Genomic DNA, 26,354 nt, shown 5'->3' on the forward strand with positions numbered 1-26,354 from the left:
ATGCAGAAGCGCGCAGGTGGGGGGATCCGCAGCAGGGGCCAGCCTACCGACTCGCGACCACCCCCAACGCCCCGCAAGGGGCGCGGGGCTGTGGACATGTGCGGCTCCGCCGCGTGGGCGCGCTCAGCCCGAAACAACCCGAAACAACCTGCTGCCAACGACCAAGCGGAACCCCCACCCCCTAGGGGCGCGGGGAACTGCGCGACCAGCCCAACTCAACCCGCAGCGACCCCACTTGCCCCAGGCCGGACCATCACGCAGTCGAACTCCACAACACGCCCGGTGGCAGGCTCCCGAGTGACGGGGTACATCCCGGTGACACCGAACCCCGCGGCCTCGTACGCGGCGATGGCCTCCCCCATCAAGGGGCTCCCCTCGTACAACCGCAGCGCGGCGACCTCGGACTGCATCCCCACGAACTCGGAGATCCGGTCCCCCGCCCCGGCGAACACCTCCATGTCGAAGCCCTGCGTGTCCATCTTCAGATACGGCCGGGGGTCCTCGATCCCCTCCAACGCCTTCTGCATCACGTCGTCGAGCCGCCGGATCTCGATCTCCTCGGTACGCCCCTTGGCGAACCGCTTGTACCGCTCCTTGCCGTACTCGCTCGGCGGCAGCAGGGAGTTCATGGACTTCCAGTCGATGTGGATGGACTGCACGGCCTCCTCACGCCCGAGCGCGAAGTTGTAGACCTGCCAGTCGGGATCGTTCTCGGCGGCCTGCCGCAGCTTCTCGAAGGTGACGGAGACCGGCTCGAAGGAGACGATGCGCCCCTTGTAGCCGAACCGCCTGAGCCCCTTCCCGTACTGCCCGATATTGGCCCCCACGTCGAACACGCAGTTCACGCGGTTCAGCTCCAGCAGCGCGGCCACGTGCTGGGCGCCGAGATAGTGGGCGGCCTCGAGCTGGAACTCCCGTTCCGCTTCGGCCGAGACGGCCTGGTCGAGGAGGAGCCGCGCTCCGGTGGCACCGAAGGGGACGCTCGTCGCCTTCCGCCCCTTGGCACCGCGCCCCACCAGCCACGTATCGGAACCCACGGAGGTGACGGCGTACCGCCCCTTCCCCTGGGCCACCAGATGGGCGTCCTGTCCCACAGGGACGCCGGTCCGGTCACCCCGCCGGAACACGACGGCGGCGCCTGGGCCGAGATCGAGCACCTTCACACCTATACGGGGAAGGAACGTGAGCAGTCTTCTGTAAAGGGTCTGCATCCCGCCAGCCTCGCAGAAGAGGCCCAGGATTCACCGGTACTTTACGGAACAAGTTTTCGTGCGTGACGGGTCGCGTGCCCGTCCAGTTCGTACGCCACGCGGATCAGCGGAACGTGCGTGAACGCCTGGGGGAAATTGCCCAGCTGGCGGCGGGCGAGGGGGTCGTACTCCTCGGCCAGGAGACCGAGGTCGTTGCGCAGGAGCAGAAGGCGCTCGAAGAGGCGGCGGGCGTCGTCCTCGCGGCCGGTCAGGAGCAGGGCGTCCGCCAGCCAGAAGGAGCAGGCGAGGAAAGCACCTTCCCCGCCGGTGAGGCCGTCGGGGGCCGCCGCCCCGCCCGTGCCCGTGGCTCCCGCGGCACCCGCGGCACCCGTCGAGTAGCGGCGGACCAGGCCGTCATCGGTCGTGAGTTCGCGTTCGACGGCGGCGACCGTACCGATCACGCGCGGGTCGTCCGGCGGCAGGAAGCCGGTCCCCGGGATGAGCAGCAGCGCGGCGTCGAGCGCGCGGGAGCCGTAGGACTGAGTGAAGGTGGCGCGGGCCGGGTCGTAGCCCCGCTCGCAGACCTCCCGGTGGATACGGTCCCGGACCTCGCGCCAGTGCGCGACCGGCCCCGGGCGCCCGTGCTCCTCGGCCAAGCGGACCGCCCGGTCGAAGGCCACCCAGCACATGATCTTGGAGTGGACGTGGTGGCGCGGTTCGCCGCGCGTCTCCCACAGGCCCTGGTCGGGGCGGGTCCACACCTCCTCCAGATGGTCGAGCAGCGCCTGCTGGAGCGAGAGGAGATGCCGTTCGGGACGCAGTCCGGAGCGCACGGTGAGGGAGAGGGTCTCCATCAACTCGCCCGGTACGTCGAGCTGTTGCTGGGCCGCGGCGCCGTTGCCGATCCGTACCGGGCGGGAGTTCTCGTACCCGGGGAGCCAGTCGGCCGTCCACTCGGTCAGCCTGCGTTCGCCGCCGATGCCGTACATGATCTGGATGTCCTTGGGCCGGCCCGCCACCGCCCGTTCCAGCCAGCCGCGCCAGGCCTGTGCCTCGGTGGTGAAGCCGCTGCGCAGCAGGGCCTCCAGGGTCATTCCGGCGTCACGCAGCCAGCAGTAGCGGTAGTCCCAGTTGCGGACGCCGCCGGGCTGTTCGGGGAGGGAGGTGGTGGGGGCGGCGACGATGCCGCCGGTCGGCTCGTAGGTGAGGGCCTTGAGGGTGATGAGGGAACGGACGACCGCGTCACGGTAGGTGCCGTCGTACGAGAAGGGGCGCAGCCACTGCTTCCAGTACTCCTCGGTGCGGCTCAGCGCGTCGAAGGGGTCCACCGGGTCGGGAGCGGGCAGGTGGGAGGGCTGCCAGGTCAGGACGGAGGGGATCCGTTCGCCCGCGGTGACCGTAAAGTCGGCGGTGTGGGCCTCGCCCCGCCCGGTCAGCCCGACGGGCGTGGTCAGCCACACCGACTCGGGGCCCGCGATGCCCGTCAGCTGCCCGTCCACGCGGTGCATCCAGGGCACGACGCTGCCGTACTCGAAGCGCAGCCGCAGATCCATGTGCAGGTCGACCGTGCCGGAGTGGCCCTCGACGATGCGTACAACGCTGGGAGCGCCGTCGCGGCGCGGCATGAAGTCGACGACGGTGGCCCGGCCGGTGGCGGTCTCCCACTCGGTCTCCAGGACGAGGGAATCGCCGCGGTAGCGACGGCGGACCGTCACCCCTTCGTCGGTGTCCGCGCCCACCGGGGCGATCAGCCATCGGCCGTTGTTCTCGTCGCCCAGCAGCGCGGCGAAGCAGGCGGGCGAGTCGAAGCGCGGCAGGCACAGCCAGTCGAGGCTGCCGTCGCGCCCGACGAGGGCGGCGGTGAGCAGGTCTCCGACGAGGGCGTAGTCCTCGATCCTTCCCGGCATGGTGCAAGTGTCCGCGCGGCGGGGGACGGAGGCATCTCGAACGGGCGGAATGCCTCACCCGGTCGGACCGGTGCGCTGGTGGGCGGTGGCGGCGGGTGGTGCGGTGAGGTGGAGATCTCTCGCCCGCAGGAGCCGTAGGAGGCATTCCGCGATGACCCGTCCGCCCGGCCCACTCCGCCCGCTCCGCCTCTCCCGACGTCGTACGGTCCTCGCACTAGCCCCCGCCCTGGCGGCGGCCTCGCTGCTGACGACGGCAGGGTGTTCGGCCGTCGAGGGCGCCGGTTCCGGGGCTGCGCCGAAGGCCGCCGCGGCGGTCTCCGCCTCGCCCGTGGCCGGACAGGTCCCGTCGCCGTCCCCCTCGGTCACGGTCGCCCCCACGCTCACCGAGGCGCAGGTGAAGTCGGCGCTGATCTCCAACAAGGACCTGGGCAAGGGCTGGAAGCCGACCCAGGGTGGGGCGACCTGGCGGGACGCGCTGCTCAAGGGCAGGACGGACATCCCCGACTGCCAGCGGCTGCTCGACGGCCTGTACGCGGAGGACCTGCTGGGCGAACCGGCCGGGGCCCGCGCGGTCAGGGGCCTGGACGACACCGACGACGGGGCGCAGGTGCGCTACCAGGTCGGGGCGTACGACCGGGCGGCGCTGGACGCGTCGCTGGCCTGGCTGAAGGAGGTGCCGGGCAAGTGCGGCCAGTTCACGGCCGCGGACGTCAGGGGCGGGGAGCTGACCGTCCTGGTCACCGCCACGCCCCTGCCCGGCGTGGGCGAGGCCCGCGAGAGCCTGCGCATGAAGGTGTACGGCGAGTCGGGCGGCTCGTCCGCCGTACTCACCCTGGACTTCGCCGCCGTACGGGTCGGCGACAGCGCCCTCTCCCTCACCAACGGCGGCCTCGACGGCGTCTCCGCCAACTCCACCCGGCAGGCGGCCCAGCTCGGCACGCAGCGCCTCCAGGACGTACTCGCCGGAAAGAAGCCGGCGGCTCGTCCGGCGAACGAGGACGCCGACGCGGAGGCTGACGCGGAGGGCTGAGCCTTCGGGCCTGCTCGGCGGTCGTCGTCCCTAGTCGGCGAGGTAGCGCTCGACCGGTCCCAGGGTGAGCAGTCCGCTGCCCGCGCCCGCGAGTTCGGCGGCGGCCGGGCGCAGGCGGGTGCGGGCGTGTTCCAGTACGGGCCGGTCGTCGAGACGGAGTGCGGCTTCGGCCTCCAGGGCGCAGTAGGCCTCGTACAGGAGGTCATGTGGAGGCTCCGGAAGGGCGCGCAGGGCGGTGCGGGCCTCGGTGTGACGGCCCTCGGCGATCAGGGTGAACGGCTCGGCCCAGGGGCGGTGGGGGCCCCAGTCCGCCCGGGGGTCCGGGTCCGGCGGCAGCCCGTGGGTCAGGCGCAGGCAGAGGAGCGCGAGGGGGAGGAGGCCGCGTTCCAGGCCGGGCATGCCGGCGCCGTCGAGGCGGGCCGCGGCGGCACGGCAGGCGGTCTCGGCCCGGGCCGGCTGTCCCGTCGCGCTGAGCCGCAGGGCTCCGTACCAGTCGGTGAAGACGCCCACCAGTGGCAGTTCGTGGCGTTCGGCGAGGCGGTCCGCGGTGGCCGCGTGGGTGTCCGCGGCGGCGAAGTCGGCGAGGGCGGCGCGGGCCTGGAGGCGGATGAGGTGGCCGAGGACCTCGTAGATCACCAGGCCGTGGCGTACGGCCAGTTCGACGAGTTCCGCGCCGATCGCGTCCCGTTGTGGCGCGAGGCCGGCCCGGGTGAAGGACTGCATGAACGTGCCGTTGAGGGCGAATGCCAGCAGCGCGGGGTCGTCGAGGCGGCGGGCGAGCGCCTCGGCCTCGCGGGCCGCCTCGGGGCCGCGCGGGCCGGTTGCTCCGCGGGTCTCCAGGGCGATGGTGGCGAGCAGGCGGCAGCGGGCCGTGTCGTGCGTGCCCGTCGGCAGCTCGGTGAGCGTGCGTTCCGCCACGGCGACGATGTGCTCGGCCGCCGCCGGGTCGTCGGCGCGGGTCCAGATCGCCGGGACGTCGTACGCGCCGATGACCCGGGCCGTCAGTTCCGGGTCCGCGAACTCCTCGGCCGCGGTGATCGCCGCCGTGCGGTGGCGGCGGGCTTCCGCCAGGCCTTCGCCGCCTGTGACCGCGAGGTTCCTGATCAGGCCGACGGTGGATTCGAGGCGGGCGCGGGTGCCTTCGGCGACTGTGCGGTTGTAGGCCTTGGCGGCTCTTGTCCATAGGTCGGCTGGTGTTGTGGGTGGGGTGTTGGGTGGGGGTTGGTTTGGGCTGGGTGCGCGGTTCCTCGCGCCCCTGGGTGGGTGAGGTGGGCCGGGGGTGTTGGGATCGGGCTCGTATGGGCTGGGTGCGCGGTTCCTCGCGCCCCTGGGTGGGTGAGGTGGGCCGGGGGTGTTGGGATCGGGCTCGTATGGGCTGGGTGCGCGGTTCCTCGCGTCCCTGGGTGGGTGGGGCTGGGCGGGGTCATGCTGCGGGGCCCCGCCGGGGCGTAGGTCCAGTGCCGGGGCCTGGGTGAGGATGGCCGATTCCAGGTGGCGCAGGGCCTGGCCCGGGTCCAGGCCCAGTTGGCCGGTCAGGACCTCTCTGGCTCGGCGGAGTACGGCGAGGGCGTCGCCCTGGCGGTGTTGGCGGTAGAGGGCCAGGGCCAGCAGGCGCCAGGCGTCCTCGCGCCAGGGGTGGTCGGTGAGGTGGGCGTCGAGGTCGGGGACCGCGTCGGCGGGGCGGCCGAGGGCTAGGTGGGCCTCGGCGCGCCGTTCCACGGCCTGGAGGCGGAGTTCGGCGAGGCGGGCGCGTTCGCCGCGGGACCAGTCCTCGTCCGCGAACTCGGCGTAGGCGGGGCCCCGCCACCATCCGAGTGCCTCCTCCAGGGTGGCGAGGGCCCCCGGGGCGGGCAGGCCGGCCGCGGTGGCGAGGGCCGTCTCGAAGCGCCACGCGTCCACCGTGTCCGGCTCGGTCCGCAGCGCGTATCCGGGCCCGTCGGTGACCAGCAGCCGGGCGGGTGCCCGCGGCGGACGCTCCGGCTCCAGTACGCGGCGCAGCGCGGCCACGAACGTCTGGACGGCTCCCACGGCACCGGGCGGCGGATCGGCCCACAGGTCCTCGACCAGCCGGGCCACGGGCACGACCCGACGGCGGGCCACGATCAGCCGCGCCAGCACGGCCCGGTGCCGCGGCCCCTTCAACGCGAGCGGCACCCCGCCTTCAACGGCGGCGACCGTAGGCCCGAGCACCCCGAACACGACCCGCACCATCCCGACCGCCGACCTCTACTCCCCAAGTATCCCCAGGCCACGGTACGCCCCCCACCCGGCCACTGATCGCCCGCTGATTCACCCCCACCAGACTCAAAAGTCCGCCCCCACCCGCGCCCCACCAGGGGCGCGAGGAACCGCGCACCCAGCCCATACGAACCCGACCCCAACACCCCCGGCCCACCCCACCCACCCAGGGGCGCGGGGAACGGCGCGCTCAACCCAAACGAGCCCGCACCCAACACACCACACCAACCCCCACCCCCCAGGGGCGCGGGGAACTGCGCGACCAGCCCCCACCCACCCGCAGCCAACACACACCCCGAAAGGCCCCCATGTCCCACACGCCCCCGGCAATCCCCCGCTTCGCCGAACACCGCATCCCCGTCACCCACGACATCACCCTCAACACCGCCATAGGCGGCACCGGCACCCCCGTGATCCTCCTGCACGGCTTCCCCCAGACCCACCTGATGTGGCGCCACGTGGCGCCCGAACTCGCGACGGAGCACACCGTCATCTGCCCGGACCTCCGCGGCTACGGAGCCAGCGACAAACCCGCCGACCACGACGGAACGACGTACTCGAAGCGCACCATGGCCGCCGACGTGATCGCGCTGGCCAAGGCGCTGGGGCACGAGCGCTTCGCCCTGGTCGGCCACGACCGTGGCGCCCTCGTGGCGATCCGGGCCGGTCTCGACCACCCGGACAAGGTCACCCACCTGGCCTCGCTGGACGTCCTGCCGACGCTCGACATGTGGGAGGTGATGCGCGGAACGTCGGCCGCGGTCGGCTTCCACCTCTACCTCATGGCCCAACCTCCGGGCCTGCCCGAGCAGTTGATCGGCGCGAGCCCCGACGCCTTCTTCGGCCACTTCCTCGACATCTGGACGCGCGACCCGGCGGCCGTGCCGCCCGAGATCCGCGCCGCCTACCTGGCGGCGTCCCGCGCGGCCGTCCCCTCCATCGTCGCCGACTACCGCGCCTCCGCCGGGATCGACGTCACGCACGACCGGGCCGACCGCGAGGCCGGCCGCCGTCTGCGGATGCCGGTGACGGTCCTCCAGCAGGACTGGGGAACCGCCCTCGGTTTCGACGCCGCCGCCCTGTGGTCCGCGTGGGCACCCGACCTGCGTCATACGACCGTCTCCTGCGGCCACTTCATGGCGGAGGAGGCTCCCGACGAGGTGGTCAAGGCCGTACGGGACCTGCTGACCCGGTGAGATCGGGCGCGCCTCCGCGAGGGCCGCCGCCGCGGTGGACACGGGGGCTGTCGACCGAACGCGGGTTAGGTTAGCCTGCCCTAATGATGCCAGCCTCCGGCCCGAACCGTGTCTCCCGTCGGCGCCTGCTCGCGGCCGGCGGCGCCCTCGCCCTCGGCCCCCTGCTCGCCGCCTGCGGTGACGGCAACGACGACGGCGAGTCCGGCGACGAGTCCGCGCGGTCGGCCGGGGACCCGGCGGGCGGCGGTCCCTGGTCCTTCAAGGACGACCGCGGGCGGAAGGTCGAGACGGACAGCGAGCCGAAGACGCTCGTCGCGTTCGTGAGCGCGGCCGCGGCGCTCCACGACTACGGCATCGAGTGCAAGGGCGTCTTCGGCCCCACCGAGCCGGTCGACGGGGAGCCCAATCCCCAGGCCGGCGACCTGGACGTGTCGAAACTGACCAGCCTCGGCACCGCATGGGGCCAGTTCAACGTCGAGAAGTACGCGGCCCTCGAACCCGACCTCCTGATCAGCAACATGTTCCCGGGCCCCGACCTCTGGTTCGTCCCCGAGGAGAGCCGGAAGAAGATAGAGGCCCTCGCGCCCTCCGTCGGCATCAGCATCGCCCGGACCTCGCTCCTCGACCCGCTGCGCCGGACCGCCGAACTCGCCGAGTCCCTCGGCGCCGACCTGGGCGCCAAGAAGGTCACCGACGCGAAGGCCCGTTTCGACAAGGCCTCCGAGACCCTCCGCGAGGCCGCCGGGGCGAGCGGCGGGCTGAAGGTCATGGCGATGACGGGGGACGCCGACCAGATGTACGTGGCCGTCCCCGACTCGTACAGCGATCTCAACTACTTCAAGGACCTGGGCGTGGAGTTCGTCGAGGGGAAGAAGTCCGACGAGTGGGGCTTCTGGGAGTTCCTCAGCTGGGAGAACGCCGACAGGCACCACGCCGACCTCATCATGATCGACAACCGCTCCACCGCCCTCCCGCCCAAGGATCTGGCCAAGAAGCCCACTTGGCGGCAGCTGCCCGCCGTGAAGGCGGCACAGACCACGCCGTGGTCGATGGAGGAGCGGTTCAGCTACGCCGGGTTCGCCCCGGTGATCGAACGGCTCGCCGCGGCGGTGAAGAAGTCGAAGCGGCTGGACACGTAAGCACGCCGCAGCACGTCGCAGTACTCCTCAGTACTCCGTGGATCTCTGCAGAACTCCGCAGGAAGGGAGCAGCCGGTCATGGACAAGCGCACGCCCCGACTCGGTGACGTCCAGGAGACGTTGCTCATCCCCCTCTACGCACGGGCGGTCGAGACGCGTAAACCGCGCGGCATGCTCAGGGATCCGCGGGCCGTGGAGATGGTCGAGGCCCTGGACTACGACTTCTCCCGTTTCGACGGCGCGAAGAGCCTGCTCGGGGCGAACCTTCGCACGCTGCTCTTCGACCTGTGGGTACGGGACTTCCTGGAGCGGCATCCCTCGGGCACGGTCGTGGAGATCGGCACGGGCCTCAACACCCGGTTCGAGCGGCTCGACAACGGCACGGTCCACTGGTTCGACCTCGACCTGCCCGATGTGATCGCGCTGCGGCGGGGCTTCTTCGAGGACACGGACCGCCGGCGCATGATCGCCGCCTCGGTCACCGACCCGGAGTGGATGGAGGAGGTGCGGCGCAGCAGCCCCGGACCGTACTTCCTGGCCGCCGAGGCGGTGTTGATCTATCTGGAGGAGGAGCTGGTCCGTTCGGTCTTCCGGCAGATCGCCGAGCGGCTGCCCGGGGCCCACCTCGCTCTGGAGACCGCGGCATCCCGCATGGTCGACACCCAGGACAGCCACGACGTACTCGCCAAGGTGGCGGCCCGGATGCGCTGGAGCTGCGACGAACCCGGCGCCCTCGAACACTGGCAGCCCGGTCTCGTCCTGACGGACTCCCGCACCCTGGCCCACCTGCCGGCCGAGGTCTCGCACCGGCTCTCCCTGCCCTACCGTGCCCTGCTCCGGGTCATGGCCACGATCCGCCGCCGGGACATCGAGGCGTACCGCTTCAACCTGTTCCGGTTCGCGGCGGAGTGACACCGCGGCGGCGCGGGGCGGTCGGCGACCGCCGCCCTACCCGGCCTCGGCGGCGGTCAGGGGCCGGGCACCGCGTCGACCCCGTCGTCCTCGGGAAAATAGGGCACCGCGTCAGTGGTGTCGGGGGTGGGCGACACCGACGGGACGTTCGCGGGCCTGACCGGTGTCTCCCGTTCCCAGCGCGCCGCCACGAACAGCAGGCCGGCCACCACGGCGGCCAGCATGAGCAGCGCCAGGGCGGAGCGGCTGACGGGACGTACGGCGGGGAGCCGGAACCGGGCGTGCCGGGACGGCGGTGCGGCGGGCCGCAGATCGGACAGGCCGACCGAGTCGGCCCTGGCCCGCAGGGCGTCGTGCAGCCGTTGTTCGAGGGGATCCGGGTGGACGCCGGGACCGGGGTCCTGTTCGATCATCGGGGAGCCTCCGGGATCACTCTGGGCTTCATCGGGGATCCTCCAGCTGTCTGCGCAGGGCAGCCAGCGCCCGGCTCGCGGTGGACTTGACCGCCCCGCGGGACAGGCCGAGGGTATCGGCGATCTGGGCCTCGCTGAGGTGGGACCAGTAGCGCAGCACCAGTACTTCACGCTGTCGTCGGGTCAGCCGGTGCAGGGCGGCGACCACTTCTCCGTGTTCCTCGCGCAGCAGCACGGGTTCTTCCGCCGACGGGGCGTGCCCCTGCCGTTCGGGTACGTGGGCCCGTACCGTGCGGCGGCGGCGCAGCACCGAGCGCGAGGTGTTGACCACGCTCGTCCGCAGATAGGCGTCCGGGTTGTCCAGGCCTGCCAGCCGCTCGCCGTGGCGGCGGTAGAGCGCCGCGAAGACGTCCTGCACGACGTCCTCCGCCGTGGGCAGGTCGTCCACCAGGAGCAGGGCCAGCCGGACCAGGTCCAGACGGCGGTGGGAGTACAGCTCGTCGATGCCGGGCTCGTCGATACCGGGCTCGTTGATGCCGCGCGCGTCCCGGTCGGGACCGTCGAGGTCGGCGTGGGCGGCCGGTGCGCCCGGCACCGGCCGCGGGCGGCCCGCCGGGATCTCCTCGCGCCGTTGCGACACCCCGCGCACCAGGCGCCATGCCCGGTGCAGCGCGTCCGCCCAGGCACGGGCCGGGAAACGCACGGGTCTGTACCCGCCCGCCGGCCCACCGCCGGTCTGGGCCGGGGCGGCCAGGATCGTCGCTGCCTTCATGGATCTCCCGGAGATGTCGGTCCTCACACCCTCCGCACCGAAGCACCGCAGCGCCGCAGCACCGCAGCACCGCAGCGCCGGAGGGGCGGTGGAGCCGCCGGGCAGGGACCCGGCGGCTCCACCTCGTCCCGGGCCACCCGCGGCCCGGAGACGGTCAGCGGCCCTGGGCCGCCCGTTTCCCGTCCGTCACGTCACCGCTTGGCGGGAGCGAGCTCGCCCTCGACCCTGACGTCCTTGGCGCCGCGGGCCGGGGTGGAGTCGTACCCGCCGGGCACCGCCTCGACCGGGTCGTCGCCCGGAGCCGGCTCCGCGCACTCGTCACCGTCGCCGGGCACCGCGTCGATGGGGCCCTCGTCGTGGAACCCGTAGTCGACCTTGGCGTCCTTGGCGTCCTTGGCGTCGCGGCCCGGGGTGGCGTCGCTGTCACCCGGCACCGCGTCGACCGGGTCCGGCTCCGCGCACTCGTCGGTGGTCCGCACCTTCTCGGTCGAGAGCTTGGGAGCGGGCGCGGAGTCGTTGCCGGCGTGGGCGGTGACGGCGCCTCCGAGGGCGAGCACGGCGGCGGCAGCGGTGGCCCCGAGCACGAGCCGCACTCGGGCCGGGCGGAGGCTGCTTCGGAGAGTCTGACCTGCAGACATGTGATTCCTCGAATCGTCGGTGGTGACTGGTCTGTCGCGGCGACCGCCACGGATGGTTTCCCGTGGCGAAGGCCTTGGCTCGGAGGCGCCTCCACCCGGACAGACGTTCCGACGGCACCGAGGTTGCAGGTCGGAAGAATCTTTTTCGCCCTTCAGCCACCCGGCTCAGCGATCCGGCTCGGAGCGCCGGCGTGCTCTCCGGGGGCAAATCCGTGCGGCCAGGACCGCGACGTCGTCCTGGGCGCGGTGGGCGTCGAGGCGGTCGAGGACCTGTTCCAGGAAAGGTTCGATGTCGGCCTCCGGGCGCAGCAGCCGCAGGGCGGCCGGCCGGGCCAGGGAGGCGTCGATGTCCTCCTCGCGCCGCTCGACCAGACCGTCCGTGAACATCAACAGGGGCTCGTCGGGGGCCAGTTCGTGCGTGCCCGGCTCATGCGTGGTGCAGCCGTACGGTCTCGAACCGGTCGCCGCCGACCAGGGTGAGGCGGAGGCGGGTGCCGGGCGCGGCGGCCAGTTCCTCCGGGGTGCCGCAGCGCAGCAGGGCGTGGGCGAAGGCGACGTCCGCGCCCGCGGTCGTCGTCCCCTGTTTCTCTGCGGTCCGCTGCTCTGCGGGCGCCTTCTCCGGTGAGGACTGCTCCGCGCGGAAAGTCATCACACCGGGCTCATTCGGCCCCAGGTCCGGATCATCGGGTGACCGGGCATGCGGGGGGAGTAGTCGCAAGTGGCTGGGGGTGGTCCTTCAGGTGAAGCGTGCGCGAGTATGGGGTTATGACCGCGGCCCATCGCGCCATGGCTCTCCTGGAGACCTGGCCGAACCTGGTAAGTGGCCCGCCCCGGTGCACCGTTGGGCAAGCCTTCGCTTCGGCGGGACACGAGATCGTCCACTTCCACTCCGACGACTCCGCCGACCTCTACCTCACCCGCACGGCCGTCGAGCGCCTGCTGCCCCAGCTCGCGCACGCCAGCGCGATCAGGGTCCGCCCCGGCGCCTCCTGGATCACCGTGCTCCTCGACTGCGACGCCGACGTCCAGCTCCTGCTGGGCCTCGTGAGCGTCGCGCTGAAGGAGCACGGCGCGGTCACGCCCCGCCGTCCGTCACCACCGTGCGACTGGGAGCGTCCACCGGTGGTCCCCGGACCACGCCCGGGAGCGGCCCGCCGCATGGTGGACCGCCTCATGCCGCACGCCCACTGACCGGCCCGCCTGCCGACCGGCCGGCCCGCTGACCGGCCCGGTCGCCAGAGCCTCTTACTCGGCCGGCTGTTCCGTCGGTGTGCGCAGACCCGCCGTCCACTTCTCCTCGATGCGGCCGACCCGCCACACCACCAGCGCGAGCGCCCAGGTGACGACGAAGAGCCCCACGATCACGAACCCGACGACGTTCAGGTCGATGCCGGCCACCCGGTCCCAGAACACGCCGTGCAGGGAGAACCGTTCGGCGAGCAGTCCGAGGAGTTCCACGGTCCCGATGAGGAGCGCGACCGCGACCGACAGACCCGTGACGGTGAGGTTGTAGTAGACCTTCCGTACGGGCTTGGAGAAGGCCCAGCCGTACGCGAAGTTCATGAACGACCCGTCGACCGTGTCGAGCAGCGACATGCCCGCCGCGAACAGCACGGGCAGGCACAGGATCGCGTACCACGGCAGTCCGGAGGCGGCCCCGGATCCGGCGAGCACCAGCAGCGCGACCTCCGTGGCGGTGTCGAAGCCGAGCCCGAAGAGCAGCCCCAGCGGGTACATCTGCCACGGCCTGGTGATGGACTTCATGACGCGGCCCAGCAGCCTGTTCATGAATCCGCGGTTGTTCAGCTGGTCCTCCAGCGCCGCCTCGTCGAAGTGCCCGTGCCGCATGCGCCGGAAGACCTTCCAGATCCCGGCGAGGACGACGAGATTGACCGCGGCGATGACATACAGGAAGACCCCGGAGACCGTCGTGCCGATGAGCCCCGTGACGCTGTGCAGGGCGGAGCCGTCGTCCCGTACCGGCCCGGCGACCGCCTTCACGCCCAGCGACAGCAGGAACGCGAGCGCGAACACGACGCTGGAGTGCCCGAGCGAGAACCAGAACCCGACCGACAGCGGCCTCTGGCCGTCGGCCATCAGCTTGCGGGTGGTGTTGTCGATCGCGGCGATGTGGTCCGCGTCGAAGGCGTGCCGCATGCCGAGCGTGTACGCGGTGACGCCGATGCCGATCCCGAAGGACTTCGTACCGATGCTGTAGTGCTCGGGCGCCACGATCGCGACGAGCGTGAACCAGCCGATGACGTGCAGCGCCCCGATGAACGCGGCCATCCCGCCGACCCGGACCCACTCCTCCCGGTTCAGGGAGGCACGCCAGGAGGAGAGGGTGGTCATGGGTTCGCCTTGCCTTACGTCCGGTGGAGCCGCCTCCCCACCCTCACCGCGCGACCACCGCACCTGCAACTAATGCGCAGTAAAGGGCGGACCAGGTCTTGCCCCGGATACGACCGGCAACAGGGAAAGCCCGCAGGCTTCAGGGGGTCGTGCGACCGCGCTCGGTCGGAGTCGCCTCCAAGGCGCCCGCCCCCGCCGGCGTCGTCGCCATGGCCCCCGAATCCGAATCCGAATCCGTACTCGTGCCCGTGCCTGTGCCCGTACCTTCGGACGTCTCCTGCGGGGCCGACCCCACGACGTCCACCACCGATCCCGGCTTCAGCGCCTCGTACAGCCACATCGCGTCGTCGAGCCGTAGGCCGATCACACCGCCGGTGCGGTCGTAGTTGCCGGGTGCCTTCTCGTCCCAGGTGAGGGCGAGGAGGTAGTTCGTACGGTCGTCGGGGGTACGCAGCCTCATCACCCAGGTCCCCTTGACGTCGTACCCGTTCCAGCCCGCGGAGTCGCCGGGCACCGTCGCCGCCCGGTACTTGGCGGTGACCGTCATCAGGCCGGTCGGCGTCGGTGTCTTGAGCGACCCGGAGGAGATCGGCAGGGTCCGCCCCTCGACGGACATCTCGCGCCGGCCGAGATCGACGGTGGCGGCGACCGCCACCGGACTGGCCTTGCCCTCGGCGGTGGCCGGGGGTGTGCGCGCGGCGTAGCTCGCGGCGGGCGGCGTCGTTCCGGCGTCCCGCCCACCCGTGAGGGCCACGGTCAGGACCAGCGCGAGAGCCCCGGCGGCCGTGGCACCGGCCGCGGCGAACGAGACCTGCCGCCGGCGCCGTCGACGCCCCGCGCGACGACGGATCTCCGTGCCCGGAACCGGTACGGGCGTCTCGTGGTCATGGGCCAACTCGCGCAGTGCGGTGGCCAGTTCGGTGCCACCGGAACCGAGGTCGGGGGCCGCGTCGGGGCCGGAGTCGAGACCGTCGAATCCAGGCGTGGCGCCGGGCGTGGCGCCGGGCGTGAGCTCATCGGACACGGTCGTCCTCCCTCTCACCCAGTTCGTCGGCCTCGCCGAGCCGCCGCGCCAGCGCCGCCCGGCCACGGGACAGCCGGGCCTTGACCGTCCCCACGGGCGCACCGGTCTCGGAGGCTACCTGCTCGACACTCAAGTCGCACAGATGGTGCAGAACGACAGCCATGCGCTGCGCCTCGGGCAACTCCCGCAACGCGCCCACGAGAGCGGTCCGTTCGGGCCCGGGACCGGGTGTGTGCTCGGGCGGCGGATTGCGGCGCACCAGTTCCAGCCAGCGCCGGGCCCGCCGCCACCGGCTCACCGCGAGCCGCATCGCGACCGTACGGATCCACGCCTCGGGCGCCCCGTCGGCGAGGAACTCCCGCCGCCGGTCCCAGGCGCGGACGAACGCCTCCTGGACGACGTCCTGCGCCTCGCCGTGGTCGCCGGTGAAGGCGTAGAGCTGCCCGGTCAGCCGGGGGAACGCCGCGGCGTAGAACCCATCGAACTCCTCCTCGGTCATACCCCCCGCCCCGCCCCCTGCCGCTGTCGTCGCCGCTGTCGTCGCAGTTGTCGTAGCCGCTGTCCTCGCCGCTCTCTTCGCCGCTCTCTTCGGATGCCCGTGCAACCCGGCGGCCTCCGCCGTGCGTACAGGTCCCGTACGTCACAGACGTCTCAGACGGCACGGAGGTTACGGCCGCCGCGTACATCGAAGCACAAGCACCACGCAGGGCTGAGCCGGAGGGAGTGGCGCGCGGACAGCGCGCTCGACTGACCATGGACGACGAATTCACCGCCCGTGCCGGGGAGTACTGGCCCCGGCTGACGCGTACGGCCCGGCTGCTCACGGGGGACTCCGCCGACGCGGAGAGACTCGCGAGAGCGGCGCTCGCCGAGGTGTACGCGCGGCGCAGAACTCCGCGCGACGACGCGGAGTTCTACGTCCGGCGGGCTCTGGTACGGGGCTTTGTGCGGAGCCGGACACGGCCGTTCATCGGCACCCGGCGCGCCCCGGAGTCGTACGCGACCGACCAACTCGACCCGCTCACCGAGGTGTTGGCGGCTCTTCCGCCCCGCCGCCGGGCCGTCACCGTCCTGCACCACTGGGACGGCCTGTCCCATCGCGAGATCGCCGCGCTGCTGAACTCCTCGCCCGGCGCGGTCAAGTCGCACGGCCGCCGGGTGCTGAAGGCCCTGCGCGCCCATCCGGCGTACGGCCAATCGCCCCGCTCCAGGGGCCAGTTCATGCCCGGCCCCGTCCCGCCCCCCGGCATCCCGGCCACCGTTCTCCCGGCCACCATTCTCCCTGCCACCGTTCTCCCGGCTGTCGAGGAGGCGGGCCGCACCCGTCTGCGGAGCCGCCGCCGCACGACGGCCGTGCTGACGACCGTCTGCGCCCTGCTGCTCGTGCCGCTGGCACTGGGGGCCGTGCGGGGCACTGGCTCCGACGGCGGTGGCGGCGGCACAACTCCCGTCGCCAGGACGGCGGTTCGGGTCGTGACCGCAGGTGAGCGGGTCGCCGCCGCGCCCGGTGTCGAACTCTGGCTCACCAAGGACGGCAAGCACTGGTCGACGCCGAAGGGGCCGAACCAGTTCCGCCCGACCGAGAAGGGATCGCGCGCCACCATCACCCTGGACTCCGACCCCGTCTCGGGGACACGCCGCTTCCACTCCGGCGTACTCCAGGACTCCCGCGAACCGTCCCGCGTCCAACTCACCACCCCCGACGGCACGTTCACCGCCCGGATCCTCACCCTGGCGGGCGACCCCGGCTGGTCCGTCTGGTACGCGGACACCCAACTCCCGGACACTCAACTCCCTGACAGCAAGCGCCGGTTGAGCGAGATCACCGTGAAGGCCTACGACTCCGCCGGCAAGCTCCTCGCACAGACGGGCACCTCCTCATGAGCACCCGCCTCCGCACCCTGCGGACCCACCTCCGCCACGCGCGCACCCGCCTCCGCCGCACCCGTACCCGCCGTCTGCGGCGCGTCCTGGCCGCCCTCCTCGTCCTGTTCCTCACGGCCTGCGCCGGGCTCGTCGTCGCGTACCGCATGACCGGGATCCCCGACCCGCACCCGGAGACGGTCAGCCAGAGCACGGTCTTCGTGGACGCCGGGGGCGAGTACCTGGGCCGGCGCGGGCCGGTCGACCGCCAGGACGTCTCCCTCGATCAGGTGCCCCGGCACGTCCAGGACGCCGTGATCGCCGCGGAGAACCGCTCCTTCCGTACGGACTCGGGGGTCGCCCCGACCGCGATCCTGCGGGCGGCGATCGCGACCGTGACGGGCGGCGAGCGGCAGGGCGGCTCCACGATCACGCAGCAGTACGTGAAGAACGCCCTGCTGACCCCGGAGCAGTCGCTGAGCCGCAAGGCGCGCGAGGCGCTGATCGCGGTGAAGCTCGACCGCACACGGTCCAAGGACGACATCCTGGAGGGCTACCTCAACACCGTGTACTTCGGCCGTGGCGCGGCCGGTGTCGAATCGGCGGCGCGGAACTACTTCGGCGTGGGCGCGAAGGACTTGACGGTCTCTCAGGGCGCCGCCCTCGCGGCGATCGTCAACATCCCCTCGTACTACGAGCGGGCCGGTGCCGACGCGAAGGTGACCGGGACGCTGGAGCGCCGCTGGGTCTGGGTGCTGGACGCCATGGCGGACTCGGGCGCGATCAGCGCCCGGGAGCGGACGGCGGCCCGCTTCCCCGCGTTCCGCTTCTATCCGCCGGGCGACACGGACGGCGGGCGTCAGTACCTGATCGACGCGGCGTCCGCCGAGGCCGCCGACCGGCTCGGCATCACCGAGGACCAGCTGGCGCGCGGCGGCTACAAGGTGCACACCACCTTCGACCTCGGCCTCCAGGACGAGACGGCGGAGCTGGTCCGTGACCGTACGCCGGCGGACGCGAAGGGGGCACGGCTGCACACCGCGGTCGTCGCGACCGTGCCCGGCGACGGGGCGGTCCGTGTGCTGTACGGCGGCGCGGACTACGCGCACCAGCCGTTCAACGACGCCGTCGACGGGGCGGTCGAGGCGGGCACGGCCACCGAACCGTTCACGTACGCGGGCATCCGGCTGGGCGAGCCGCTGACCGGGCTCCCGAAGGAGGCCGCCCCGACACCGATGCGCCTGAACTCCGCGTACGCGACCGTGGCCGCCGGGGGTGAGTACGCGACGCCGTACACCGTCACGAAGATCACCCGCGGGGGCCGTACGGTGCACACCGCTCGCCCGAAGACGCGTACCGCGATGGGTGAGAAGGAAGCCGCGGTGGTCACCGAACTGATGCACGGTTCGCTCGGTCCGGACGCTCCGGGCGCTCCGGGCGCTTTGGGCACCGCGGTCAAGCCGGTCGCGACGGGGGTCGGGGCCGCGTTCCTGCCGGTGACCAGCCATGCGGCGGGCGCGGGCAGCGGGCCGGGGGCGCGGACGGTGTGGCAGAGCGTGTACTCACCGCGGCTCGCCCTCACCGTCGCCCTGTTCGCCGAGCGCGGGGGCAAGCCGGTCCGGGTCGCGGGGCTGACCGGCGCGTACCCGCCCGCCGAGCACGCGGCGCTGCAGGCGGGGGAGGTGTGGCGGCTGGCGGGTTCACCCGGGACGGAGGGGCCTGCGGCGGAGGCCTGGCCGGCGGCCAAGGCCAAATCCGAGGCCGAGGCCGATGCCGATGCCGATGCCAAGGCCGAATCCGGGGCCGGGGCCGAATCCGGGGCCGGGGCCGGGGCCGGGGCCAAGGCCGGAACCGTAGCTGGGACCGAGGCCGGAACCGAAGACAAGGGGACGGGCGAAGGCACGGGCCAGAGTTCGGGCTTGGGCTCGGATTAGGACTCGGGCCCGGACTCGGGCCCGGGCCCGGACTGGGGCTCGGGCCCGGGCTCTGTCTCGGTCTCGGTCGGTCTCGGTCTCGGTCGGTCTCGGTCTCGGTCTCGGGCTCGGGCTCGGGCTCGGGCTCCGACTCGGGCCCGGGTTCTGACTCTGACTCGAGCTCGGGCTCTGACTCCGGCCCGGGCTCTGACTCTGACTCGGGCCCGGACTCGGACCCGGACCCGGACTCGGACTCGGACCCGGACTCGGACCCGGACCCGGACCCGGACCCGGACTCGGACCCGGACTCGGACCCGGACTCGGACCCGGACTCGGACCCGGACCCGGACCCGGACTCGGGCCCGGACTCGGGCGTCGGCGTCACCCGGACGGGCCCGCCCGTTGGTGGGCAGGGCGACGGCGTGGTGCCGTGGGAGGGTGCCCGGTGACCAGGTCCAGCCCACCCCGCGCATCCTGCTCACCCAGGAGGAACTGGCGGCGATCGCGAACGCGGTGGACCGCGCCGAAGGGGTGGGGGAGCACGCGGAGCGGCTGCTGGCGGAACTGACCCTGGCCCGGCGGATCCTCGACGGCTGCCCGGCCGGTATCGCCGTCCTGGACCGGAGCCTGCGCTACCTCTACATCAACGACGCGCTGGCCCTCCTCAACGGCGTCCCGGCCGCCGACCACATCGGCCGCCGGCTGCCGGACGTCCTGCCGGACCTGGAGTCGTCGCAGCAGCTCCTCGAACAGGTGCTGCGCACGGGGGTGCCGCAGATCGTCACGGTGGGCGGGCAGACCCCGGCCGACGCGGCGGGGGACAACCGGTGGTGGCTGGGCGCCTACCACCGGCTGACGGCGTCGTCCGGCGAGATCCTCGGGGTGGCGGCCGTCGTCCTGGAGGTCACCGACGCGCTGCGCGGCCGCGAGCACCTCGTACGGGCGGGCAACCGGATGGCCCTGCTCGACGAGGCGAACCGCACCACCGGCGCGACACTCGACCTCCGCCAGGCCTGCCAGGCGCTCGCCGATCTGCTGGTCCCGCGCTTCGCGGACTACGCGGCGGTGGACGTGGTCGACCCGGAGGGCACGCCCCGGGTGCCGTCGGAGAACTACCCGCTGCGCCTGCGCCGCATCGCGCTGACCACCACCCCGGACCTGGCGGAGGTGTCCTCCCCGCTCGGCCGTCTCGACGAATTCGTGGTCCACCGGGCGGGCTCCCCGATGGCACACGTCCTGGCCGACCGCCGCCCGCTGGTCCTCAGCCACCCCGACGACGAGGCCATGCGCCAGTTCTCGCCGTCGCCGGAACGCAAGGAGCACCTCCTGCGGATGGGCGCGCACTCGGGGATCTACCTCCCCCTCGCGGTGCACGAGGAGCTGGTGGGAGCGGTGATGGTGTTCCGGGCGGGCGACTCCCCCCGACTGACCGACGCGGACGCCGAGTTGCTGGGCGACCTCACCGACCGGGCCGCCACCGGCATCGCCCACGCGGTCCGCTACACGCGGGAACACGAGACGGCCCTGGAGATGCAGCGCGCCTTCCTGAACGCGCCCACGGTCACGGGCCCGGGCGTGGAGACCCTGGGCCGCTACCTGCCGGCGGGCTCGGGGGCGGAGGTGGGCGGCGACTGGTTCGACACACTGGCGCTCCCCCACGACCGCACGCTGCTGGTGGTGGGCGACGTCATGGGCCACGGAGTCCGAGCGGCGGCGGCGATGAGCGAGTACCGCTCGGTCCTCCGCACCCTGGCGATCCAGGGCAGCAGCCCCGACTTCATCCTCCTCCAGGCCGAACGCACCGCGCTCACCCTGGAGTTGGACCGGGTGGCAACCTGCCTCATCGCCCTCCTCGACCCCCGCCGGGAACGCGCCACGTTCTCCAACGCGGGCCACATCCCCCCGCTCCTCGTCACCCCCGACGGCACCCGCACCCTCCTCAACCTCCCCGTCGCCCCACCCCTGGGCGTGGGCCTGGGCTCCTTCTCGGCCACCACGGTCCCCCTCCCCCCGGGTTCCGTCCTCCTCCTGTGCACCGACGGCCTGGTCGAACGCCGCGACCGCGACATCGAGACAGGCCTCCACACCCTCGCCACCCTCCCCATCACCCCGACGGCCCCCCTCCCCGCCCTCCTCGACACCGTCATCACCCACCTCGACCCCACCGCCTCGGAGGACGACGTGGCCATCCTCCTGGCCCGCACCAAACCCACCCCACCCGAGCCGGACCGACTGGGCTGGTTACCGCCGGGGTGGACGAAGGGGCCGGGGTCAGCGACGCGTTGAGCCGGGGCGGCCCAGGTGCACGACCACGTGGTCGTGGAAGCGGTCCACGGCCTCGTCGACACTGCGGATGAACCCGGACTCGGCGCTGCCCCGGGTGTTGCCCATGCTCCGGAAGAGGGACAGCCGGAAGCCGGTGATCTCGGCGTCGTTCCTGGGGAGGATGTCGCCCGGTTCGGGGCGCAGCCGCTCCAGCGTGCCGCGCGGGCCGCCCACCTGCCCGTCGAGCAGGGTCTCGACATGCAGGTCGGCCGGTGCGTCGGAGAGTTGACGGATGAGCCGCTTGGCCCAGGTGAGGGGATAGCCCTGCTCGGGTACGGCGATCTCGATGGACGTCCGCAGTTTGCCCGTCCGCAGGTCCGCGGAGAGCGCGAGGATGCCGGGCGTGCCCTCGATTCGGAGTTCGGAGTCCAGGCGGCCCGCCAGACAGAGCTGGTCGGCGAGGGCCGCGCGGCGGACGCGGGGATCGGTGCCGCGTTTCGCCCGCTGCACGGGAAGCACCTTCTGCCCGAGTTCGCCGCCCAGGCGCAGACACACCTGCCGTACGAGCCGTTCCCAGCTCTCGACGACCTCCACGGCGCGCCGGTCGCCCTGGCAGAGGGTCTCGTCGTCGATCCCGTTGCGCACGGGGACCCAGGCCGGGCCCATGTTCTGGAAGCCGTGGCAGCCGGAGTTCTCGTGCTGGAGGTAGTGCAGGAGTTCCTGGAGCAGCCAGGCGTGCGCCGCGTTGCCGACGCCTTCGTGGCGGATCAGCATCTGGGCCTGGTGGGCGACGTCGGCCCACGACAGGTGCCGCAGCGCCACCTTGTGCTTGCGCCGGCCGTCCGTCTTCACGTCGACCAGCGGACTGCCGTCCAGCTCCACGTCGTTGGAGAGGGTGATGACGGCCTCGTAGCCACGGCGGGCGGCGATGTCGGTGTACGCCTGCACCTGGTCCGGCTTGAGGGAGTTGCCGTTGGTCTTCGTCTCGACCAGCGCGGTCCACAGCTTGCCCGCCCGCTCGATCCGGATCACGCCGTCCGGCCGCCGTGGGCTGTCGCCGTTGGGCAGGGAGACCTCGGTGAACATCTCCATCCGCCCGGCGGGCGCCCCGAAACCGGCGGTGAGCCGCCTGCCGAACTCGGGCACCTGCGCCATCACGGACAGCAGCACGGAGGTCGCGCGGGTCTCCCTGTCCCGGTCGCTCTTGAGGGCGGAGACCGGGAAGAGCCGGGCGGCCCGCCAGGAGTCGTTCTCGGCGAGCGACTTCTTGGCCACCTTGGGCAGCGTGACCTTCTTCTTCGCCGTACGGGGCCGGGGGACCGGCTTGGCCGGCGCCTCGACGGACTCGCTCACGATCTGTTCCACCACGGGAACGGGACCGGGGGCGGGCACGGCGGCCAACGGCACCGCCGCCGCTACGGCTTCAGCCTCGGCCTCGGGCCGCAGCTCCGTCGCGACGGGCTCGGCCACTTCGGCCACTTCGGCCGCCTCTGCCTCCGACTCCTCCGCGTCGTCGTCGACATCGACGCCGTAGTCCTGGGCGAGGCCCGCGAGACCGGACTCGTATCCCTGCCCGATGGCACGGAACTTCCAGCCGCCGGCCCGCCGGTAGAACTCGCCGAAGAGCAGTGCGCCGACCGCGCCGGCGTCCTCGATGGAGAACCGCAGCAGCCCCTCCCCCGAGCCGTCGGCCAGGGTCACCCGTACGTCCTCCAGATCCCCGAACCGGGCGCCGTTGTAGCGGCTCGCCGCCACGACGACCTGCTCGACGTCCGCCGGAATCGCGGTCAGATCGAAGGTGATGCGGTCCTCGTTGCCGTCGGAGGTGGGCGTCTTGCCCAGCAGCTGCACGGACCCGTCGGCCGCCACGGGGTTGTTGTAGAAGTAGAAGTCGGCGTCACTGCGGACCTTGCCGTCCGCCGTCAGCAGCAGCACGGACACGTCCGCGTCGCCCTCACCCGTCGGACTGCTCCAGCCCAGGCTCACCATCACGGAGCCCACGTCTTCACTTAACGCCGACAGTCCGACATTGGCGCCCTTGACCATCTCGTGCACGAGGCCCCCCAAATGCACCGCCGCACAGGTGCTACCCGCCGGCTCGTTTCGTCGCGATGTGTGACGCGCCCCACACCCAGCGCATCAGCAACGAACTGTAGCGCCGGAATCATGCGCATAGACCCCGAATGAACGACTCGGATGGCTGCGCCCCTTTAGGGGCGCGGGGCTGTGCCATGTGCGGCTTCGCCGTGTGGGCGCGCCAAGCCCCAACCGACCGGCACCCGACACACAACCGCTCAACGCTTCTCGTACGGATCCGATGGCGCCGGGACCCGTTTCACGGACGCGGCGTCCAGGACCGGACGAGCCGCGTCCGAGCCGGGCTTGCCGGTCGGACGCCACGCCCCCGTGACCGTCACCCACGCGTCGGCCGCGGGCGCGTCCGCGCCGCGGATCTCGACCTTCAGCGCCTGCGCGTCGGCGGCGCAGCAGGTGACGAGGAGGCGGGCGATGTACCAGGTGCCGTCGTCGTCCCGGGTCACGAAACCGGTGAGGCGGACCGTGCGGCCCTTCATGGACGCCCCGGTGTCCCACTCGGCACGGGAGGCGAACGCGCCGAGGGTCAGGTCGACGGGGTCCCCGGCGGGCAGCTTGGGGAAGGTGCCGGTGCCCTGGGCGGCGACCCTGGCCTCCTCGCGGCCGGCGCTGTACGAGCCGAGGGCGGGCGGTGGGAAGAGGAGGAGGGCGAGGGCGGGCGCGGTGAGGAGCCAGGCGATGCGCGGGTTGCGGGTGTGGTCGTGCCCGGCGTGGGCGTCGTCCTCGTCCTCGTCCTCGTCATGATCGTGATGGTGGTCGCGGTCGCGGCTGATCATGCCCACCAGGGCCAGCGCGATCAACGCCACCCCCGAGACCACCAGGTACGGGCGCAGGCCCTCCTTCACATAGCGCAGATACAGCTCGCTGAAGAGGGCGATCCGGAGGAGGGCGGCGCCGCACAGGATGAGCAGCACGCCCTGTGGACGCGGCCTCAGACGCGTACGCGGTCGGGTCGTCACAGCAGCCACCAGCCCACCACCCCACTGCTCACCACGGCCACCACCCACGTGACGGCCGAGAACCGGACGGCGAACGCCCGCCCGAAGGTCCCCGCCTGGAGGGCGATGAGCTTCAGGTCGACCATCGGGCCGACGACCATGAAGGCGAGCCGGGCCGTCGGCGAGAACCCGGTCAGCGAGGCGGCCACGAAGGCGTCCGCCTCGGAGCACACGCACAGCACCACGGCGAGGACGGCCAGCAGCAGCACCGAAAGCCAGGGCGATCCTGTGAACACGTCCAGTAGGGATCGCGGCACCAGGATGTTGAACGTCGCCGCGGCCGCCGCGCCCAGCACGAGAAAGCCTCCGGCGTGCAGGAAGTCGTGCTGCAGTCCGTCCCGGAAGCCCCGCCAGCCGACGATGGCCGCTCCGGCTCCCGCCTCCGGCGTACGCCGCGTCGGCAGCCACTCCTCCCTCCCGAACCGCACCCACAGCCACCCCATCACCACGGCGGTGGCGAGCGAGGCGACGAGCCGGGCGCCGACCATCGCCGGGTTCCCCGGGAAGGCGATGGACGTGGCGACAAGCACGACCGGGTTGATGGCGGGGGCCGACAACAGGAACGCCAGTGCCGCCGCCGGTGCGACTCCCCGTCGCATCAGACTGTCGGCCACGGGCACGGACGCGCACTCGCACCCGGGCAGCACGACCCCCGCCGCCCCCGCCACGGGCACGGCGAGCGCCTGGTTCTTCGGCAGTACGCGTCTGAAGACCCGCTCCGGCACGAACGCCCCGATCGCCGCCGACACGACCGTGCCAAGGAGGAGGAAGGGAATACCCTGCACCGCGACCGCCGTGAACACGGTCCACCAGGCGGCCATGGCCGGCGTCGCGATGTCGAGCGCGACCATCGGCCCGAGTACGGACCCGACGGTGGCGATGACGACCAGCGCGACCCCGCCGACCACCACGTACACCAGCGCCCGGACCACCAGCCGTGCCCCGTCGGCCGCGGCGGACCGGCTCTCGGCACCACTCGTGTCCGCGCCGCCCGGGTCCGTGCCCCGCGTCTCCACGCCCCTTGTCTCCACGCGCCTTGCTTCCCGCCCCCGCCTCACCCGTCGTACGTTCGCGCAGGCTAACCGGTGGTGCTGTGCGGGGTCTGCGTTTTCGCCCGGTGCAGGCTGTCAGCGGCGTTGTTGACCCTCGACCTTGTGCAGGGCCCAGAGTTCCGGATGTGGAGAGCGAGATGCGCAGTATCGGGGAGATGGCCCGGGACAGCGGGCTGAGTGTGAGTGCCCTGCGGTTCTACGACCGTGCCGGGGTGCTGGTCCCCGCCTGGGTGGATCCGGTGAGCGGCTACCGCTGGTACGGCCCCGAGCAGTGCGAGGAGGCGCGCCTGCTGACGCGGCTGCGCCGGGCCGGTATGCCCCTGCCGGACATCCGGCTGGTGCTGGCCGGCTGGTCCGGCGCGGACACCGACCTCGTACGGAAGCTGCTTCAGGCGCATCTGCGCCGACTCGAACTGGGGCTGTCCGATGCCCGCAGCGAGTTCTCCGCGGTCCGAGCGCTACTCGAAGGCAGGGAGAAACCCATGACATCGCTCCGCACCACGGCCGTCCGGCTGACCGTCCCGGCGGCCGAACTGACCGCCGCGCTGGACGCCGTCCGCTTCGCCGCCGGTACCGACCCGGAGCTGCCGATGCTCGGCGGTGTCCTGTTCGACATCGAGGGCGAGGCACTTCGGGTCGTGGCCACCGACCGGTACCGGATGGCCGTCGCGCGGGCCCGCGCGACCGGTCACGACGGGGCCCGTGAGCAGGTCATCGTGCCCGCCCCGCTCGCCGACGCGATGCGGGCGCTGCTGAGCGGTGCGGACGCGGACGGACCCGTCCGACTCTCCGTGGACGGTGACCGCGTGACCCTGGAGGCCGGGGACCGGCAGGCGTCCGGGCAGTGCCTGGACCACGACTTCCCCGACTACCGCCGTCTCGTCCGGCTGCCGGCCGGACGCCGCGCGGTCGTCGACGTGCCCGCGTTCCGCGAGGCTTTGGAGACCGGGCCCGTCCGTACGAGCGAGACGCCCGGGCCGGACGGCACGCCCTGCGACCTCAGCGTGCTCAAGTCTGCGGCCGACGGCACGGTGACCGTCTGCGCCGACGGCGAAGAGGGGGAAGCAGGGGAAGCTGGGAACGACGGCCCGGGCCACGTCGCCGTCAATCGCGAGTTTCTGCTGCACGCGCTCGACGCCGGGGCCCGCGACCGGCTGGTGCTGGAGTTCGGGGCCCCTACGGCTCCCCTGGCTGTCCGGCGGCCCGACGACGAGGACACGTTCTCGCTCCTGATGCCGGTGCGGCTGGAGAACTGAGCGCTCCGCGGAGGGCTTCCGCGGAGGGCTGTGTCTCGTCTGCGGGCCAGTGGGGGCCAGTCGCGCGGTTCCCCGCGCCCCTTTGGGGCGCCGGCCGGCCGC

The 26,354-nt window shown here is 72.6% G+C and carries 22 protein-coding genes and 1 pseudogene; 9 read left to right on the forward strand and 14 right to left on the reverse strand.

Annotated features, from left to right (window positions below):
- Positions 1-215: 215 nt before the first annotated feature.
- Both ACIBEI_RS19940 and ACIBEI_RS19945 read right to left on the reverse strand, forming a co-directional pair.
- Entirely contained in the window at positions 216-1,211 is a 996-nt protein-coding gene (locus tag ACIBEI_RS19940; protein ID WP_398890501.1) for an FkbM family methyltransferase, read from the reverse strand.
- A gap of 41 nt (positions 1,212-1,252) precedes the next feature.
- A complete protein-coding gene (locus ACIBEI_RS19945; protein WP_398890503.1) occupies positions 1,253-3,097 on the reverse strand; it encodes a glycoside hydrolase family 15 protein in 1,845 nt (614 codons plus the stop codon).
- A 151-nt stretch (positions 3,098-3,248) separates the two neighbouring features.
- Here ACIBEI_RS19945 and ACIBEI_RS19950 point away from each other — a divergent pair, with 151 nt between their 5' ends.
- Complete coding sequence (locus ACIBEI_RS19950) at positions 3,249-4,127, forward strand: hypothetical protein (RefSeq protein ID WP_398890505.1); 879 nt, start codon at positions 3,249-3,251, stop codon at positions 4,125-4,127.
- 30 nt (positions 4,128-4,157) lie between these two features.
- Here the strand turns inward: ACIBEI_RS19950 and ACIBEI_RS19955 are convergent, their stop codons facing one another.
- Entirely contained in the window at positions 4,158-6,335 is a 2,178-nt protein-coding gene (locus tag ACIBEI_RS19955; protein ID WP_398890843.1) for a BTAD domain-containing putative transcriptional regulator, read from the reverse strand.
- Positions 6,336-6,673: 338 nt separating this feature from the next.
- On the opposite strand from ACIBEI_RS19955, the gene ACIBEI_RS19960 reads away from it, so the two are divergent.
- The 3 genes from ACIBEI_RS19960 to ACIBEI_RS19970 all read left to right on the forward strand — a co-directional run bounded on the left by ACIBEI_RS19960 (position 6,674) and on the right by ACIBEI_RS19970 (position 9,612).
- Positions 6,674-7,561: an alpha/beta fold hydrolase gene (locus tag ACIBEI_RS19960; protein ID WP_398890507.1), complete on the forward strand. Its 888-nt coding sequence runs from the start codon at positions 6,674-6,676 to the stop codon at positions 7,559-7,561.
- 86 nt (positions 7,562-7,647) lie between these two features.
- Positions 7,648-8,700: an ABC transporter substrate-binding protein gene (locus tag ACIBEI_RS19965; protein WP_398890845.1), complete on the forward strand. Its 1,053-nt coding sequence runs from the start codon at positions 7,648-7,650 to the stop codon at positions 8,698-8,700.
- A 78-nt stretch (positions 8,701-8,778) separates the two neighbouring features.
- Complete coding sequence (locus tag ACIBEI_RS19970; protein ID WP_398890509.1) at positions 8,779-9,612, forward strand: class I SAM-dependent methyltransferase; 834 nt, start codon at positions 8,779-8,781, stop codon at positions 9,610-9,612.
- Between the two features lie 56 nt (positions 9,613-9,668).
- On the opposite strand, the gene ACIBEI_RS19975 is transcribed toward ACIBEI_RS19970, so the two are convergent.
- The 5 genes and pseudogenes from ACIBEI_RS19975 to ACIBEI_RS19995 form a co-directional block, all read right to left on the reverse strand.
- On the reverse strand, positions 9,669-10,025 hold the full coding sequence (locus tag ACIBEI_RS19975; RefSeq protein WP_398890511.1) for a hypothetical protein: 357 nt from the start codon (positions 10,023-10,025) through the stop codon (positions 9,669-9,671).
- A 28-nt stretch (positions 10,026-10,053) separates the two neighbouring features.
- Complete coding sequence (locus tag ACIBEI_RS19980; RefSeq protein WP_398890513.1) at positions 10,054-10,797, reverse strand: SigE family RNA polymerase sigma factor; 744 nt, start codon at positions 10,795-10,797, stop codon at positions 10,054-10,056.
- Between the two features lie 191 nt (positions 10,798-10,988).
- Positions 10,989-11,435 carry a hypothetical protein gene (locus ACIBEI_RS19985; RefSeq protein WP_398890515.1) on the reverse strand — a complete coding sequence of 149 codons (447 nt, stop codon included), beginning with the start codon at positions 11,433-11,435 and terminating at the stop codon, positions 10,989-10,991.
- A gap of 165 nt (positions 11,436-11,600) precedes the next feature.
- Positions 11,601-11,822, reverse strand: a complete 222-nt coding sequence (locus ACIBEI_RS19990) for a SpoIIE family protein phosphatase (RefSeq protein WP_398890517.1) — start codon at positions 11,820-11,822, stop codon at positions 11,601-11,603.
- A 40-nt stretch (positions 11,823-11,862) separates the two neighbouring features.
- A pseudogene (locus ACIBEI_RS19995) lies at positions 11,863-12,006 on the reverse strand (DUF4440 domain-containing protein); the annotation flags it as partial.
- Between the two features lie 194 nt (positions 12,007-12,200).
- On the opposite strand from ACIBEI_RS19995, the gene ACIBEI_RS20000 reads away from it, so the two are divergent.
- Entirely contained in the window at positions 12,201-12,626 is a 426-nt protein-coding gene (locus ACIBEI_RS20000) for a luciferase family protein (RefSeq protein ID WP_398890519.1), read from the forward strand.
- Positions 12,627-12,680: 54 nt separating this feature from the next.
- Here ACIBEI_RS20000 and ACIBEI_RS20005 read toward each other — a convergent pair whose 3' ends face one another.
- From ACIBEI_RS20005 to ACIBEI_RS20015, 3 genes are all read right to left on the reverse strand, one after another.
- Positions 12,681-13,787 carry a HoxN/HupN/NixA family nickel/cobalt transporter gene (locus tag ACIBEI_RS20005; protein WP_398890521.1) on the reverse strand — a complete coding sequence of 369 codons (1,107 nt, stop codon included), beginning with the start codon at positions 13,785-13,787 and terminating at the stop codon, positions 12,681-12,683.
- Between the two features lie 139 nt (positions 13,788-13,926).
- Positions 13,927-14,811: a L,D-transpeptidase gene (locus tag ACIBEI_RS20010; protein WP_398890523.1), complete on the reverse strand. Its 885-nt coding sequence runs from the start codon at positions 14,809-14,811 to the stop codon at positions 13,927-13,929.
- On the reverse strand, positions 14,801-15,310 hold the full coding sequence (locus tag ACIBEI_RS20015) for a SigE family RNA polymerase sigma factor (protein WP_398890525.1): 510 nt from the start codon (positions 15,308-15,310) through the stop codon (positions 14,801-14,803). The genes ACIBEI_RS20010 and ACIBEI_RS20015 overlap by 11 nt, the downstream gene beginning before the upstream one ends.
- 254 nt (positions 15,311-15,564) lie before the next feature.
- Between ACIBEI_RS20015 and ACIBEI_RS20020 the strand changes: the two genes are divergently transcribed.
- The 3 genes from ACIBEI_RS20020 to ACIBEI_RS20030 all read left to right on the forward strand — a co-directional run bounded on the left by ACIBEI_RS20020 (position 15,565) and on the right by ACIBEI_RS20030 (position 20,873).
- The gene (locus ACIBEI_RS20020) at positions 15,565-16,695 is read left to right on the forward strand and encodes a sigma factor-like helix-turn-helix DNA-binding protein (RefSeq protein WP_398890527.1); all 1,131 of its coding nucleotides are present in this window, start codon (positions 15,565-15,567) and stop codon (positions 16,693-16,695) included.
- Positions 16,692-18,608 carry a transglycosylase domain-containing protein gene (locus tag ACIBEI_RS20025; RefSeq protein ID WP_398890529.1) on the forward strand — a complete coding sequence of 639 codons (1,917 nt, stop codon included), beginning with the start codon at positions 16,692-16,694 and terminating at the stop codon, positions 18,606-18,608. The genes ACIBEI_RS20020 and ACIBEI_RS20025 overlap by 4 nt, the downstream gene beginning before the upstream one ends.
- A gap of 417 nt (positions 18,609-19,025) precedes the next feature.
- Positions 19,026-20,873 carry a SpoIIE family protein phosphatase gene (locus ACIBEI_RS20030; RefSeq protein ID WP_398890531.1) on the forward strand — a complete coding sequence of 616 codons (1,848 nt, stop codon included), beginning with the start codon at positions 19,026-19,028 and terminating at the stop codon, positions 20,871-20,873.
- Here the strand turns inward: ACIBEI_RS20030 and ACIBEI_RS20035 are convergent.
- The 3 genes from ACIBEI_RS20035 to ACIBEI_RS20045 form a co-directional block, all read right to left on the reverse strand.
- Positions 20,859-22,898: a TerD family protein gene (locus ACIBEI_RS20035; protein ID WP_398890847.1), complete on the reverse strand. Its 2,040-nt coding sequence runs from the start codon at positions 22,896-22,898 to the stop codon at positions 20,859-20,861. The two genes, ACIBEI_RS20030 and ACIBEI_RS20035, sit on opposite strands and share 15 nt — an antisense overlap.
- Before the next feature lie 248 nt (positions 22,899-23,146).
- Positions 23,147-23,881: a TIGR03943 family putative permease subunit gene (locus ACIBEI_RS20040; RefSeq protein ID WP_398890849.1), complete on the reverse strand. Its 735-nt coding sequence runs from the start codon at positions 23,879-23,881 to the stop codon at positions 23,147-23,149.
- 20 nt (positions 23,882-23,901) lie between these two features.
- The gene (locus ACIBEI_RS20045; protein WP_398890851.1) at positions 23,902-24,876 is read right to left on the reverse strand and encodes a permease; all 975 of its coding nucleotides are present in this window, start codon (positions 24,874-24,876) and stop codon (positions 23,902-23,904) included.
- A 257-nt stretch (positions 24,877-25,133) separates the two neighbouring features.
- Between ACIBEI_RS20045 and ACIBEI_RS20050 the strand changes: the two genes are divergently transcribed.
- Positions 25,134-26,252, forward strand: a complete 1,119-nt coding sequence (locus ACIBEI_RS20050) for a MerR family transcriptional regulator (protein WP_398890533.1) — start codon at positions 25,134-25,136, stop codon at positions 26,250-26,252.
- Positions 26,253-26,354: the final 102 nt, after the last annotated feature.

It is taken from the genome of Streptomyces sp. NPDC050988, assembly GCF_044456225.1.
GTDB lineage: Bacteria > Actinomycetota > Actinomycetes > Streptomycetales > Streptomycetaceae > Streptomyces.

Bases quoted from the DNA above. Each gene is read 5' to 3' on its own strand.
- ACIBEI_RS19990 (WP_398890517.1), bottom strand. From the start codon at position 11,822: ATGTTCACGGACGGTCTGGTCGAGCGGCGCGAGGAGGACATCGACGCC.
- ACIBEI_RS19980 (WP_398890513.1), bottom strand. From the start codon at position 10,797: ATGAAGGCAGCGACGATCCTGGCCGCCCCGGCCCAGACCGGCGGTGGG.
- ACIBEI_RS20050 (WP_398890533.1), top strand. From the start codon at position 25,134: ATGCGCAGTATCGGGGAGATGGCCCGGGACAGCGGGCTGAGTGTGAGT.
- ACIBEI_RS19975 (WP_398890511.1), bottom strand. From the start codon at position 10,025: ATGATCGAACAGGACCCCGGTCCCGGCGTCCACCCGGATCCCCTCGAA.
- ACIBEI_RS20025 (WP_398890529.1), top strand. From the start codon at position 16,692: ATGAGCACCCGCCTCCGCACCCTGCGGACCCACCTCCGCCACGCGCGC.
- ACIBEI_RS19965 (WP_398890845.1), top strand. From the start codon at position 7,648: ATGCCAGCCTCCGGCCCGAACCGTGTCTCCCGTCGGCGCCTGCTCGCG.
- ACIBEI_RS19945 (WP_398890503.1), bottom strand. From the start codon at position 3,097: ATGCCGGGAAGGATCGAGGACTACGCCCTCGTCGGAGACCTGCTCACC.
- ACIBEI_RS20015 (WP_398890525.1), bottom strand. From the start codon at position 15,310: ATGACCGAGGAGGAGTTCGATGGGTTCTACGCCGCGGCGTTCCCCCGG.
- ACIBEI_RS19960 (WP_398890507.1), top strand. From the start codon at position 6,674: ATGTCCCACACGCCCCCGGCAATCCCCCGCTTCGCCGAACACCGCATC.
- ACIBEI_RS20005 (WP_398890521.1), bottom strand. From the start codon at position 13,787: ATGACCACCCTCTCCTCCTGGCGTGCCTCCCTGAACCGGGAGGAGTGG.
- ACIBEI_RS19970 (WP_398890509.1), top strand. From the start codon at position 8,779: ATGGACAAGCGCACGCCCCGACTCGGTGACGTCCAGGAGACGTTGCTC.
- ACIBEI_RS19950 (WP_398890505.1), top strand. From the start codon at position 3,249: ATGACCCGTCCGCCCGGCCCACTCCGCCCGCTCCGCCTCTCCCGACGT.
- ACIBEI_RS19985 (WP_398890515.1), bottom strand. From the start codon at position 11,435: ATGTCTGCAGGTCAGACTCTCCGAAGCAGCCTCCGCCCGGCCCGAGTG.
- ACIBEI_RS20035 (WP_398890847.1), bottom strand. From the start codon at position 22,898: ATGGTCAAGGGCGCCAATGTCGGACTGTCGGCGTTAAGTGAAGACGTG.
- ACIBEI_RS20020 (WP_398890527.1), top strand. From the start codon at position 15,565: ATGGACGACGAATTCACCGCCCGTGCCGGGGAGTACTGGCCCCGGCTG.
- ACIBEI_RS19940 (WP_398890501.1), bottom strand. From the start codon at position 1,211: ATGCAGACCCTTTACAGAAGACTGCTCACGTTCCTTCCCCGTATAGGT.
- ACIBEI_RS20000 (WP_398890519.1), top strand. From the start codon at position 12,201: ATGACCGCGGCCCATCGCGCCATGGCTCTCCTGGAGACCTGGCCGAAC.